Source organism: Acinetobacter sp. AOR43_HL, assembly GCF_027854635.1.
Classification (GTDB): Bacteria; Pseudomonadota; Gammaproteobacteria; order Pseudomonadales; family Moraxellaceae; genus Acinetobacter; species Acinetobacter pittii.
This window is the reverse complement of the sequence record NZ_JAKTHX010000028.1, coordinates 26,665-39,651: the sequence shown is the minus strand read 5'-3', so window position 1 is coordinate 39,651 and position 12,987 is coordinate 26,665. Positions and strand designations below refer to the sequence as shown.

General features: G+C 39.0%; 12 protein-coding genes. 8 read left to right on the top strand and 4 right to left on the bottom strand.

What is annotated here, in order from left to right; translation table 11 throughout:
• Window positions 1-12: 12 nt before the first annotated feature.
• From MKL33_RS11430 to MKL33_RS11420, 3 genes are all read left to right on the top strand, one after another.
• The gene (locus MKL33_RS11430; RefSeq protein ID WP_002116730.1) at window positions 13-1,020 is read left to right on the top strand and encodes a DNA-directed RNA polymerase subunit alpha; all 1,008 of its coding nucleotides are present in this window, start codon (window positions 13-15) and stop codon (window positions 1,018-1,020) included.
• 18 nt (window positions 1,021-1,038) lie between these two features.
• Window positions 1,039-1,416 (top strand): 50S ribosomal protein L17, encoded by a 378-nt coding sequence (rplQ, locus tag MKL33_RS11425; RefSeq protein ID WP_002049717.1) that lies wholly within the window; start codon window positions 1,039-1,041, stop codon window positions 1,414-1,416.
• 181 nt (window positions 1,417-1,597) lie between these two features.
• The gene (locus MKL33_RS11420) at window positions 1,598-3,088 is read left to right on the top strand and encodes a flavin-containing monooxygenase (RefSeq protein ID WP_068929633.1); all 1,491 of its coding nucleotides are present in this window, start codon (window positions 1,598-1,600) and stop codon (window positions 3,086-3,088) included.
• Between the two features lie 50 nt (window positions 3,089-3,138).
• On the opposite strand, the gene MKL33_RS11415 is transcribed toward MKL33_RS11420, so the two are convergent.
• Complete coding sequence (locus MKL33_RS11415; protein ID WP_119685827.1) at window positions 3,139-4,311, bottom strand: acyl-CoA dehydrogenase family protein; 1,173 nt, start codon at window positions 4,309-4,311, stop codon at window positions 3,139-3,141.
• A 188-nt stretch (window positions 4,312-4,499) separates the two neighbouring features.
• Here MKL33_RS11415 and MKL33_RS11410 point away from each other — a divergent pair, with 188 nt between their 5' ends.
• The 5 genes from MKL33_RS11410 (at window position 4,500) to MKL33_RS11390 (ending at window position 10,047) form a co-directional block, all read left to right on the top strand.
• Window positions 4,500-4,757: an FAD assembly factor SdhE gene (locus MKL33_RS11410; protein ID WP_002117064.1), complete on the top strand. Its 258-nt coding sequence runs from the start codon at window positions 4,500-4,502 to the stop codon at window positions 4,755-4,757.
• Window positions 4,758-4,763: 6 nt separating this feature from the next.
• Window positions 4,764-5,153: a hypothetical protein gene (locus MKL33_RS11405; RefSeq protein WP_270906975.1), complete on the top strand. Its 390-nt coding sequence runs from the start codon at window positions 4,764-4,766 to the stop codon at window positions 5,151-5,153.
• Window positions 5,154-5,923: 770 nt separating this feature from the next.
• Window positions 5,924-7,012 (top strand): hypothetical protein, encoded by a 1,089-nt coding sequence (locus tag MKL33_RS11400; protein WP_270906974.1) that lies wholly within the window; start codon window positions 5,924-5,926, stop codon window positions 7,010-7,012.
• 84 nt (window positions 7,013-7,096) lie between these two features.
• Window positions 7,097-7,672 carry a rhombosortase gene (gene rrtA, locus MKL33_RS11395; RefSeq protein ID WP_270906973.1) on the top strand — a complete coding sequence of 192 codons (576 nt, stop codon included), beginning with the start codon at window positions 7,097-7,099 and terminating at the stop codon, window positions 7,670-7,672.
• A gap of 179 nt (window positions 7,673-7,851) precedes the next feature.
• The gene (locus MKL33_RS11390) at window positions 7,852-10,047 is read left to right on the top strand and encodes a TRAP transporter large permease subunit (protein WP_017400431.1); all 2,196 of its coding nucleotides are present in this window, start codon (window positions 7,852-7,854) and stop codon (window positions 10,045-10,047) included.
• A gap of 164 nt (window positions 10,048-10,211) precedes the next feature.
• Here MKL33_RS11390 and MKL33_RS11385 read toward each other — a convergent pair whose 3' ends face one another.
• From MKL33_RS11385 to MKL33_RS11375, 3 genes are read right to left on the bottom strand one after another with little or no spacing between them, the layout of a single operon-like run.
• Window positions 10,212-10,643 carry a hypothetical protein gene (locus MKL33_RS11385; protein ID WP_270906972.1) on the bottom strand — a complete coding sequence of 144 codons (432 nt, stop codon included), beginning with the start codon at window positions 10,641-10,643 and terminating at the stop codon, window positions 10,212-10,214.
• Between the two features lie 11 nt (window positions 10,644-10,654).
• Window positions 10,655-10,864, bottom strand: a complete 210-nt coding sequence (locus MKL33_RS11380) for a YheV family putative zinc ribbon protein (protein WP_002117042.1) — start codon at window positions 10,862-10,864, stop codon at window positions 10,655-10,657.
• A gap of 40 nt (window positions 10,865-10,904) precedes the next feature.
• Window positions 10,905-12,959 carry a M3 family metallopeptidase gene (locus MKL33_RS11375; RefSeq protein WP_270906971.1) on the bottom strand — a complete coding sequence of 685 codons (2,055 nt, stop codon included), beginning with the start codon at window positions 12,957-12,959 and terminating at the stop codon, window positions 10,905-10,907.
• Window positions 12,960-12,987: the final 28 nt, after the last annotated feature.

The following is a 12,987-nucleotide window of genomic DNA, read 5'->3' as shown; positions in this document are numbered from 1 at the left end:
GAGGTAGCAATAATGACGCGTACTGCAAACGAGTTTCTAACTCCGCAAGCGATCAAGGTCGAAGCGGTAAGCGGGACCTCGGCAAAAGTGATTCTAGAACCTTTAGAGCGTGGTTTTGGCCACACTCTAGGTAATGCTTTACGTCGCATTCTATTGTCTTCTTTACCTGGCGCTGCTGTGGTTGAAGTAGAAATAGAAGGTGTCGAGCACGAGTACAGTACTTTAGAAGGCTTGCAGCAGGACATCGTCGAGCTCTTGCTGAACCTAAAAGGATTGTCTATTAAGCTGTTCGATCAAAATGAAGCATATTTAACATTAGAAAAACAAGGTCCTGGCGATATTACTGCTGCTGACCTTCGTTTACCTCATAATGTTGAAGTGGTTAACCCAGAACATTTAATCGGTACTTTAAGTGCTTCAGGCTCATTAAAAATGCGCTTGAAAGTTGCTCAAGGTCGTGGTTATGAAACATCTGATTCTCGTTTCCCTGAAGGCGAAACACGTCCTGTTGGTCGTTTGCAATTAGATGCTTCTTATAGCCCGATTAAACGTGTTTCTTACACCGTTGAAAATGCGCGTGTAGAACAACGTACCGATTTAGATAAACTGGTAATCGACCTCGAAACAAATGGAACGGTTGATCCTGAAGAAGCAATCCGTAAAGCGGCAACAATCTTGCAACAACAAATTGCAATTTTTGTTGATCTTCAGAAAGACCAAACTCCAGTTGCTCAAGAGCCTCGTGAAGAAGTTGACCCAATCTTGCTTCGCCCAGTAGATGATCTAGAGCTTACTGTTCGTTCTGCTAACTGTTTGAAAGCAGAAAATATTTACTACATTGGTGATCTTGTTCAACGTACTGAAGTTGAGTTGTTAAAAACTCCTAACCTTGGTAAAAAATCGTTAACAGAGATCAAAGATGTTTTGGCATCGAAAGGCTTACAACTCGGTATGCGTCTTGAAAACTGGCCACCAGCTAGTCTTCGTATGGACGACCGTTTTGCCTATCGTAGCCGTTAATTAAGTAGGACTATCACCATGCGTCATCGTAATAGTGGTGTGAAATTAGGCCGTACAAGCAGCCATCGTAAAGCGATGTTCCAAAACTTGGCTAATTCTTTATTTGAACACGAGTTGATCAAAACAACTGTGCCTAAAGCTAAAGAATTACGTCGTGTTGCTGAGCCTTTAATCACTCTAGCAAAAAACGATACTGTAGCAAATCGTCGTTTAGCATTTGCTCGTACTCGTAATGCTGCAACTGTTGGTAAATTATTTACCGTACTCGGCCCTCGTTACAAAGAACGTAACGGCGGTTATCTACGTGTTCTTAAAGCGGGCTTCCGTGCTGGTGATGCAGCACCGATGGCTTACGTTGAGCTTGTAGATCGTGAAGTAAACACTTCAGCTGAATAATTGATTTTATTCAAAAAAGACCGGTTTTATGCCGGTCTTTTTTATTTCTACTCACAAAATAAATTATAAAAATGTCCTCAAGTGACATAAAAAAGTAGATAAACGGTCAAACTTGACATTGTGTATTGTCAAAATTGTGTTTTAATAAACTTATATTCTCAACAATGGGTATAAAAATAAAATGGAAAAGCAAGTTGATATTTTAATCATTGGCGCAGGTATTTCAGGAATCGGAATTGCTGCCCATTTATCAAAAAATTCACCACAACGACAATTCGAGATTTTAGAACGTCGTGAGTCTTTTGGTGGAACATGGGATCTTTTCCGTTATCCTGGTATCCGTTCAGATTCAGATATGTCTACTTTTGGTTTCAACTTTAAACCATGGTGTAAAGCGAATGTATTAGCTGATGGTGCTTCTATTAAAGGATATTTAGGTGAAGTAATTAGTGAATTTAAATTAAAAGAAAAAATTCATTTTGGTCATCGCGTACTTTCTGCTAATTATGATTCGGCTTCAAAAAAATGGCAGGTTGTAGTCGAAGATAGCAATAAAAAACAGCAGACTTGGATTGCCAACTTTGTTGTAGGTTGTACAGGTTACTATAATTATGATCAGGGTTATGCGCCTTCTTTCCCAAATCAAGAAGCATTTAAAGGGCAACTCATTCATCCACAGCATTGGCCTGAAAACTTAGATTATGCAGGTAAAAAAGTGGTTATTATTGGTAGTGGTGCAACAGCGATTACTTTAGTACCAGCAATGGCTAAAGGTGGGGCGGGTCATGTGACCATGTTGCAACGTTCACCAACGTATATTGCTAGCGTTCCTTCTATCGATTTCATCTATGAAAAAACGCGTAAATTTATGTCTGAAGAGGCAGCTTATAAATTTACCCGCGCACGTAACATTGGTATGCAGCGCGCTATTTATGCGTTGTCTCAGAAACATCCTAAAACTGTACGTCGTTTACTTTTAAAAGCAATTGAAGTGCAGCTTAAAGGTAAGGTTGATATGAAGCATTTTACACCTTCATACAATCCTTGGGATCAGCGTTTATGTGTAGTGCCAGATGGTGACTTATTTAAGATTTTACGTGAAGGCAAAGCGAGTGTAGAAACTGATCAAATCGAGAAATTTACTGAAAAAGGTATTCTACTTAAATCTGGCAAACATCTTGATGCTGATATCGTTGTTTCTGCAACAGGACTACAAGTTCAGATTATGGGGGGAGTTCAGGCTACTCTTGATGGCAAACCAATCAACTCATCTGAACATATGCTTTATAACGGCATAATGCTAAGTGATGTGCCGAATATGGCTATGATTATTGGCTATGTGAATGCCTCATGGACACTCAAAGTAGATATCGCTGCCGAATATATTTGTCGCTTATTAAACTATATGGACAAAAATAGTTATGATGAAGTGATTCCATCAGGTGATAAGACTGTGATGGAAGAAGATACTGTAATGGGTAAACTATCTTCAGGTTATATTAATCGTGCAGCACATGAACTTCCTAAACAAGGTAAGCGTGCTCCATGGCAGGTGACTAATAACTATTTAGAAGATAGAAAGTCTTTGAAAAATGCAAAATTTGAAGATGGTATTCTTCATTTTCATAAGCGTTCTGAAGCGAATGAGCGTAAACCAAAATTAGTATCTTAAGTCCTGTTAAATAAAAAAAGGGGCGTAATGCCCCTTTTCTTGTGAGGGTATTAAAGTGTTCTTGAAATTAATTCTTTCATGATTTCATTTGTACCTGCATAAATTCGATTTGCTCGATGATCAATGTAGGCACGTGCAATTGGATATTCAAGCATATAGCCATAACCACCATGCAATTGAAGGCATTCATCTACAATCTTCGAGAACATATCAGAAATTTTATATTTAGCAGCAGCAGCAGCTTCTACACTCAATTTTTCTTCAAGTTGTAATTCCATACAACGATCTAAATATGTTCGGCAGAAATCGATTTCTGTTCTAAGTTCAGCAAGTTTAAAACGCGTATTTTGAAATGCGCCAATAGGTTTACCAAACGCCTTACGATCTTTTGTATATTGAACAGTATGTGCAAATGCTGCTTCAGCACCTGCCTGACAAATAATAGCAACTAACATTCGTTCCCATGCTAATTCTTTCATGAGCATGATAAAGCCCATACCTTCCATGCCTAAAAGGTTTTCTTTAGGAACGCGAACGTTATCAAAGAATAATTCGCAGGTATCTTGGCCTTTCATACCAATTTTGTTTAGAGGTTTACCTTTACTAAAACCAGCACGATTTGCTTCTACAATAATTAAGGATAAGTTCGCCGAACCTTTATCACTATTACCAGTCTTACAAACGACTACGGCCATGTCGCATAAGTAGCCATTCGTAATAAAAATTTTAGAGCCATTAATGACATATTCATCACCATCAAGTACGGCGGTGGTTCTTACCGCTTGTAAATCTGAACCAGTGCCTGGTTCCGTCATGGCAATAGCAGTAACAACTTCTCCAGTTGCCATTTTGGGTAACCATTTTTGTTTTTGCTCTTCATTACCAAAATTATTAACGTAATTAGCAACAATATCGGAATGTAGAGAAAAACCAGTACTTGAGTCCATCGCATACGCTTGTTCTTCAATAAGAATCATACTGTATAGGCGATCTACCCCAGAGCCACCATATTCCTCTGGCATCGTGGTGCAAAGAAGACCTAGTTCTCCAGCTTTATTCCAAAGATCTCGGTCAACATGTTGCTGTTTTTCATATTTTTCTATATTGGGAACGACTTCCTTTTCATAGAATTTACGCACTGTCTCACGGAAGGCTTCGTGTTCTTCATTGAATAATTTTCTCGGTAACATATTTGGAATAGGACGGATGGCACCAGATTGCATTTGTATTTCTTCCTTGGTTCAGGTGTGATGTTATGCCCTAAACATACGTAAGCATTTCATGCCCTACAATGTGATGAATGCTCAATTATGCGGATAAGATGATAAATTTGGTCAATTTGATATTTTTAGCGATCTTTAGGATGTGATCAGGTAAACTAGGCGCACTATCAACACAGATGGGGACGTAAATGTCTGACGAAATGACCTTGGAAGAACGTAAAGTAATTTATCGAGCACGCCGCGGCTTAAAAGAAATTGACGTCTATTTTGACCCGTATGTAAAAAACTATTATTTAAAAGCTGATCCGGCAGAAAAAGCATTATTTGCAGAGTTGGTTGATCAAGAAGATCCAGATTTATTAGATTGGTTCATGGAAGTTTCTGAACCTCCACGTACTGAGTTACGTGAATTTATTTATAAACTAAAACAGTATGTGCATGGCTAAACTGTTTTGATAAAAGAATTAAATTTTGAGCTGAAATATAGTCGTGTCTCGGTAATATTTCAGCTTTTTGTTGGTTTGGGTTTAGCAATTCTGCTTTATCAATTATTAACACCCATGTGGTGGCTATGCGCTGTCATTCTTCTATTTATTGGTTTTATTTTCTTTTTAAAGCAAGTACAAATATCTCAAATTGAATATTTAGATCAAAAATTATGGTCGGTTGCATATTTCTCGGAAAAAGAAATTTACCGTGCAGAAATTACTAAAATAATTGATTATCAGTTATTTGTAGTTATTTATTTTGAAGAGACTCCTACGAATATAGCTATTGTTTGGTTCGATCAGCTTCCTATTCAGCAGTGGAAAAGATTAAAAGTTTTAGAAAAACTCTATTAATTGTTAGACAATTCTACATTTGTATATTTATTTAAAAATTATAAAAAACAATAATTTAATAATTTTTTTCTTTATTAAACTTCAGATTGTCTAATTAAAATATAGAAAAAAGCCAAGGAAATATGATTGTCTGACAATTTCGCCTATGGGTAGCTATTTGATCGGTTAAAGTACAAACACCAACGTAAAGTGTGTCGGAGGTCTCAAAATGGAGATGCCAACATGGTCGTTCTTGGTCATTGCCATAATTCTGGCAGTGGTGATAGGAAGAGCAGGAACTTTACTCAGGGAACATCTTAACAAAGTTAGTTTTAACAAGGTTAAGAGACAGAGGATGCAAGGTCGTCGATCAGTCAATTATTAAAATTGGTTAATCGATTAATTTCATCAAGTGTCCAGTTTATAACTGGGTGCGATTGTAGTAAGGAGGTCTCTCATGGAGATTTCAATGTGGATGTTTCTGTTAATTGCAGTCGTTATGACTGTAGTAGTAGGAAGAGCAGGAACTTTACTTAAGGATTATATAGAACAAAAATAATATAAGCCGTTAAAAGCTTATCCCAGTTAATAAGTAGCATGTGCTGAACCGTCGCAATGCTACTTTTTTTTGCCTAAAATTTGTGTTTCCTCGAAAAACTGTCAATTTTATCTGCTGTGAAGTGTGTCAAAGTATAAGCGCTACAATTAGAGTAATTACTCTTTTATTCAAGATATGCATCTGCTAATGTACATCTGAAAAGGAAAAAACAAATTACATAGAGGACAGGAAGATGTCTAAAGTCCAAAAAATAAGCCAAGGTTTGGCGGTGAGTTTTCTTGCAGCTTCAGTTTTATCAGGTTGTTCATACGTCGTGAAAACCGGAGCAAATGTTGCTCTAGGTTTTACGGAAAAGCACGTCGTTCCACCTATTTTGGCAATGCAAGATGCTGAAATGGTATGTAATACCGGTAGTGCGTTAACACCTGCAATCATGTCTACTAAAGGGATGGGTGCTGATCCGACACGTGTTGCAGTATTAATGTATGCAGCATCAGGTGTATGTGCGGAAAATCAAGCTTTAGAACAAGAACTGCGTTATTTACGTGCTTCAAAAGCAGGTCAAGTGACAGAAGCCCAAGATGCACGTATTGCACAGAAGCGTTGGGCAGCAATTGCAGCTGAACGTCAGTATGCAGGCTATAAATTATTTGCTGATCGTTGGGAATCTAAATATAAATATCACTTAGGTGACTCTTGCCCAACGATGCGTAATGATACTGATCAAACCGTTTATTTACTTGGCATGATCAGTGGTCTTCAGGCTGTGACCAACGATATTAACTCAGGCGGCGCAGTCAATGTTCCTAAAGATATTGCTGCTATTGTAGAGCGTGGCATGGTTTGTCTTGATAATGAAAAATTCTGGGGCGCACCTAATGCAACGCGTGCTGTTATCTGGACTTTATTGCCAGGTGCTGATGAAGGGAAACCTGATCCATACCAAACTTTAAAACAGTCAATTCAGATTGGTGAGAAAAAAGGTGTTCGCTTATCTCATGCCTTATATGCCGTAGCTGCCCAAGCAAGCGGTGATGATGCAAAAATCCGTGATGCATTAAGATCTTATGCGGCGTCTCAAGCTGATGACAAACCTGTCAATCCTAACTTTAAGTTAATTGATAGTATGGCTGGCCTTATTGTACGTGGTATCTCTGACCGTTACTGGACTGAACATACTGGTGTACGTACCGGAGATGATGGTATGTCTCATTTCTGGGATGATAAGAATGAAGGTGCCGCAGAGCTGGATGAGTTGTTTGATGGGGGAGCCGCTTCTGAAGTTCCTGCTGATTCATCTGCTCCACCAGCAGCGCAGTAAAGAATATTTGAAAGGCTAACTTCTTGCGAGTCTATTGTTAAGTTCTACAATAATCGTAAGAAGTTTAATTTCAAGGAGTGTGCCATGAAGGATCATGTACTGAATAGTAAAGTGCTTCTGGTCGCAGTGTGCATTTCCATATCTGCTTGTCTACAGGTGTTTCCTGATACTTTTATTTATTGGCGCGAAAGTTTACTTGGCGAATTCTGGCGTTTATGGACTGCACATTGGGTACACGTTGGATGGGTTCATTTCCTTTTAAATATGATGGCATTCGCCTGTTTACCCTTTATCTTTCCACATACAAAAGCATGGCATCTTCTAAGTCTACTTTTGCTATTGCCACCTTTTATTAGTTTGGTGTTCTACTTTTATTTACCTTATATCGAAGCTTATGCAGGCCTGTCTGGTGTCTTACATGGGCTATATACAGCGGTTGCTTTAGTCTATCTGCAATATCGTAAAGAGCGAAATTTTGCTTTGCTGGTTTTAGGGTTAATTATTGCCAAACTTATATGGGAAAACACTTTTGGGCAAACAGGAACCGCTCAGTTAATAGGGAGTCCAGTTTTAACTGAAGCTCACCTATATGGAGCAATTGGTGGCGCAATCTTTGGAGGATGCTATTGGTTTTTCCAGAGATTAAAAAAGAAACATTGACAATACAAACTGTTAAAAAAGAGATTTTAGTCATTCTTTATTAACAAAGTTTGATGCAAATTTGATCGTTGAATAAAGGGATTGGTAGAAGGGGGATGGATTTAACCCCTGACCAAGAAAAATTGCATGACTCAATTCTTTAATTTTTAGGGATTTGAGAGAACAAAATTGGAATATTTATGCAAGAACATCAAGAAAAAAGATCTGGATTAGGTCTGCTGGGTTATATCTGGAACGAATGGATCTCAACATTCGTTATCCTCATTCTGCTATTAATGACGCTAATTATTGGTACCGGGGAAATGATCCACGGACAATTATTACGTATCGGGGAACGTCTTTATGGCGACCCTGCTACAGGTATGCAATATTCTTTTTTGCGTGCTGAGCCTGAAAAGCCAACTTGTGATCGACATCCAAATATCGAGGCTCAAGTAAAAGAACAAATGAAAGCGAATGCGTCTGATGATTTCGCGAGTTTCTTTGGTGCAGCATCGGAAAGTGATGTCCGTGCATCACTACTCGCAGCGCAGCAACAATGTGATGAAAAATATCAGGCGTATGATAAAACTATTAAATATATCGAAGCTAACCCAGGGGTACGTACTTACCGTGCTATCGAGACAGGTTTCTTTGGTATTTTTAAATTTGGTACAGAAAACCGTGCCATTTTACTGGTCTTTATGGTTCTGATTTCTGCGATTACTGCATCGTTGAAATATCACCATATTGGCTTGCGTAACCCAGCAACAAAAATAGATTACAAAGTGTATTCCCTGTTTATGTTGATTGGTAATGCGCTGCTTAGTACCTCTGTCATTAGTCAGTATCGTTCAGTCATAAATTCTGGGGTAACACCTACCTATGAAACAGTAACGATTTACTGGATCTGGATGATTCTATTTGTTGTTCTGACTTTAATTAGTTTGTATCAATTATTTGTTTCACCTCCACCAAAGCGTGAAGGCGGGAATATAGGCTTAGCCTTATTATCAGTGCCTTTATATGCTTACATGGCCCTAATTACAGGCATCGTATTTACGTTCTTTATGGATTACCCAATGGGGCAAGGTATTTACCTTGGTTTATTGGTTGAGTTCTCAGGCATCTTCTTAAACCTTGCCTTGTTTATTTGGGCAGGTATGCTTTTAACTCAAACACGCGTTATGGACTTGTTCCTTAATGTGCTTCGTCCATGGAACTTGGCACCAGAAACCTTAACTTGGTTAATTCTAATTGCTGCTGCTGTACCAACAGCTTATACAGGTGCATCAGGTATTTTCGTTATCGCAGCAGGTGCAATTATTTATAAAGAAGTCTGGAATGCGGGTGCTCGCCGTCAATATGCTTTGGCTGTGTCTGCAATGTCAGGTTCTTTAGGGGTAGTTGTACGTCCATGTCTACTGGTCGTTTTAATTGCAATGCTTGATAGCCGTCATGTTACGTCGGATGAGCTATTTGGGCATGGTATTTATGTATTTTGGTTAACTGCATTTATTTTCTTGGGTGTTTCACTACTTTTAGCTGAAGAAAAATTCCGTGTGAATTCACCAAAAGTTGCGATTCCGGGCATGATGCGTGCCTTTGTACCTGTAATTCCATACATTCTGATCACTGCTGTTGTTCTTGCGATCTATAAATATGCATTAGATACAGGAATGAACGAATTTACTGCACCAGTAATTTTGCCATTAGTCCTGATCGCAATGATCTTGTATGACAAATTAGTTGCGACAAAAGAAGCACCTGCAATCAATATTCATGAAGCGATTGTTCGTGAACACGAACAAAAATCACCATTTCTTCGTGCACATGATCCGCATAGCTCTCAATACCGTCTCGGTTTTGGTGGAGCACTTCGTTTTGCGACCTCAGAAACTGTAGGTCATATCGGTGCTTTAATTATCTTGATGGCATTGTCCGCAAGTGTAGGTGGTTTAATTGAACGCTCTGAAGTGGTCGAATTATTACCGACTCATTTGGGCAGTATTTACATTTCACTCGCATGTATTGCGCTATTACTTGCCATTATTGGTATGTGTACAGATCCATTTGGTGCTGTAATTTTAGTTGCTGCAACTATTGCACCTGTGGCATACGAAAATGGTATTCATCCAATTCATTTCTGGATGATTGTGTTGGTTGCATTCGAATTTGGCTACGTAACACCACCAGTTGCCTTAAACCATCTACTTACGCGGTTGTCCGTGGGAGATGATGAGGTGAACGCTGCTGATGCTGAAGCGAAAGAGAAATATACAAGCTTCTACTTCCGTTATGAGCGCTGGTTGTTACCAATTATTGTCTTGTTCTCATCATTGGTATTAGTGACTTATGTGCCATACGTATTTAAGTTATTCGATTGGTATAAATAACTTAAATCAAAGTATTGGTTATACAAAAAAGCCTTCCTAAATGGAGGGCTTTTTTAATAAGTAGATTGAGTAAATTGAGAAAAAGCTAATTAGTACTATTTTTAAATCCGAACAAAAAAGCTAAAGATGGATAGCTTTAGCTTTTTTAAGAGTTCGTTGAAAAACTATTGCTGTTTAAGCTGAGCTTCCAGCAATTTAACTTGTTCTTCTTTGAGTTTAGTTAATTGATCAGCATCAGCATGCTGAGCTTTTAAGGTGGCTTCCTGATCTTTTAGCTGGCGATGAATATCTTCAAGTTTAGATACTTCTTCTTTTGCTAAAGACTCTTGTGCTGGGACAGGCTCTTTAAGCACATTTTCACTGACAAGTTGCTGAGAGCTTGCATTTTCAGCTAAGGGTTCAGAACTTGGTAATGGCTCAGCCGATTTCGGTTTAGTAGGAGCAGGAGTCGAGACAGGTTGTGGATCAACCAGTGGTGCTGACGACTCGGTTTTTTTAAAAAACCATTGCGCTGCAAAAAAAAGCACTACGAGAATGCTTAAGCGCCCAATTAAAATCCATAATAATTTTGAGTTTTGTTTTCTTTGTAGTGGCATGTTTAAGACCTTTAGTCGGGACGACGTGGCTTGAACTGTATTACCCCAATTTCATCCGGTTCAGCAGGTGTTTCAGGTTCATCAACATGAGTCGGACGATTTTCGCTATAACCGCATTCGATACATTCAATCCATTCGTCTTCTGCGGTGGTTAGCATGATAATCCGATCCATGGCTTCACATTTTGGACATTTTGCCCCAGCAATGAAACGTTTTTTCATCTTTATCACCCTAACCACACGATCAATTTAGGCCCATAGTTTAAGCGGTTTTGTTGTCATTCGTCCAACCTTGATGACGTAACAATGCGTCAATTTTAGGCTCGCGTCCACGGAAATTCACAAATGCCTCAAGCGCAGTGTCTTTTCCACCCACAGCTAGAATTGCCTGACGGAATTCTTTACCCGTTTGAGTGTTAAAAATGCCTTCATTTTCAAAACGATCAAATGCATCGCTCGCTAAGACTTCTGCCCATTTGTAAGAGTAATAACCTGCGGCATAACCGCCAGCAAAAATATGACTAAAACTATGTTGGAAACGGTTGTAGTCGACAGTAGGAACGACCGCATATTGCTTACGAATATCGTCTAAGGTTTGCTGAATTTGCTCACTGTTAAGGGCTGGCGTTTTGGTGTGAATGGTCAAGTCAAATAATGCAAATTCAAGCTGACGTAAAGTTTGCATACCAGATTGGAAGAATCGAGCATTTAATAAAGCATCTAGTAATTCTTGTGGCAAAGTCTGTTTACTATCGATGTGTTCACTTAATACATCTAGGCTTTCTTTATCCCATGACCAGAATTCCATAAACTGGCTTGGTAATTCTACTGCATCCCAAGCAACACCATGAGTTCCTGCAACCGAGATATTATCTACTTCGGTCAACATATGATGTAAGCCATGTCCGAACTCATGGAACAAAGTAATCACTTCGTCATGAGTCAATAAAGCAGGTTGGTCACCTACTGGAGGAGTAAAGTTACACACCATATAGCAAATTGGTTTTTGTAAACCGTGAAGTGTTTGCATGCGCGAGCGGAAGCCGTTCATCCATGCGCCACCACGTTTACCTGTACGTGCATAGATGTCAAAAAAGAAGCCACCAATCACTTGACCTTGGTCTTCTAATTCAAAATAACGTGCATCTGGATGCCAGACAGGTGCTTGTCTTTCAATAATGTTAATGCCGTATAGACGCTGCACAATCTGGAATAATCCCTGAACAACTTTAGGTGCAGGGAAATAAGGTTTTAAAGCTTCTTGAGATAGGTTGAATTGTTGCTGTTTCAGCTTTTCAGAATAGTAAGTTGTATCCCAAGGTTTAAGCTCATCCACACCATCTTGTTTAGCAATATCTTGAAGTTCGGCAACTTCTTGAAGCGCAGGAGCACGCGCATGCTCTGCTAGGTCAACCAAAAACTCATGTACTGTTTTTACGTCTGGTGCCATTTTGCTTGCAAGAGAGTATTCAGCATAGTTATTGAAACCAAGTAGTTTCGCCATTTCCTGACGAAGACTTAAAATTTCTTCCATAATTTTGCTGTTATCAAACTCAGTTTGTTCAGACTGATCAGATGCCCGAGTCACATAAGCTCTATAAAGCTCTTCTCGCAATGCACGGTCATCTGCATAAGTCATGATTGCAAAATATGCTGGGAAATCTAGGGTTGCTACAGCTTGGTCAAGTTCACGTTGTTTGCCGTACTGTTTTAATAACTCAATATTACTTTCTGGAAGACCTTTTAGCTGATCTTCGGTAAGTGGTTTAAAGTAAGTTTGTGTTGCATCAAGTACGTGGTTTGAAAAATCAGAAGAAAGCTGTGAAAGACGCGCAGAAATCTCTGCATAACGTTTTTTCTCTTCACCCTCTAAGGCTACACCTGAAAGTTTAAAGTCACGTAAAGCTAGACGGATAGCACTTTGCTGTGCAGGGCTAAGAGAGCTATAACCTTGACCATCATGGATGTGTTGATAGGTTTGATAAAGCGCCGTGTGTTGACCAAGCTGAGTGTAATATTCACTTAATGCTGGTAATAAAGATTGATAGACTTCTCTCGTTTCTGCATTGCTCATTACAGCGTTTAAATGCGATAAAACGCCCCATGATTCACTTAGATTATTTTCAAGCGTATCGACTTGCTCAAGTACGGCAAGTTGCTGAGCTGCATCTGTAGGTGCAGCCGTAAGAGTATTTAAAAATTCCTGACCTGCTTGGATCGCTTGCTGGATGTCTTGTTTTAAATTTTCTAATTCAATTCGGTCAAAACGCGGAGTTGGTAAAGTCGCTTGCTGTAAAGTCATTGCTAATAGCCACATTATTTTTTAAACATGGTATTAGATGTAG

Bases quoted from the DNA above. Each gene is read 5' to 3' on its own strand.
- MKL33_RS11430 (WP_002116730.1), top strand. From the start codon at position 13: ATGACGCGTACTGCAAACGAGTTTCTAACTCCGCAAGCGATCAAGGTC.
- rplQ (WP_002049717.1), top strand. From the start codon at position 1,039: ATGCGTCATCGTAATAGTGGTGTGAAATTAGGCCGTACAAGCAGCCAT.
- MKL33_RS11420 (WP_068929633.1), top strand. From the start codon at position 1,598: ATGGAAAAGCAAGTTGATATTTTAATCATTGGCGCAGGTATTTCAGGA.
- MKL33_RS11415 (WP_119685827.1), bottom strand. From the start codon at position 4,311: ATGCAATCTGGTGCCATCCGTCCTATTCCAAATATGTTACCGAGAAAA.
- MKL33_RS11410 (WP_002117064.1), top strand. From the start codon at position 4,500: ATGTCTGACGAAATGACCTTGGAAGAACGTAAAGTAATTTATCGAGCA.
- MKL33_RS11400 (WP_270906974.1), top strand. From the start codon at position 5,924: ATGTCTAAAGTCCAAAAAATAAGCCAAGGTTTGGCGGTGAGTTTTCTT.
- rrtA (WP_270906973.1), top strand. From the start codon at position 7,097: ATGAAGGATCATGTACTGAATAGTAAAGTGCTTCTGGTCGCAGTGTGC.
- MKL33_RS11390 (WP_017400431.1), top strand. From the start codon at position 7,852: ATGCAAGAACATCAAGAAAAAAGATCTGGATTAGGTCTGCTGGGTTAT.
- MKL33_RS11385 (WP_270906972.1), bottom strand. From the start codon at position 10,643: ATGCCACTACAAAGAAAACAAAACTCAAAATTATTATGGATTTTAATT.
- MKL33_RS11380 (WP_002117042.1), bottom strand. From the start codon at position 10,864: ATGAAAAAACGTTTCATTGCTGGGGCAAAATGTCCAAAATGTGAAGCC.
- MKL33_RS11375 (WP_270906971.1), bottom strand. From the start codon at position 12,959: ATGTGGCTATTAGCAATGACTTTACAGCAAGCGACTTTACCAACTCCG.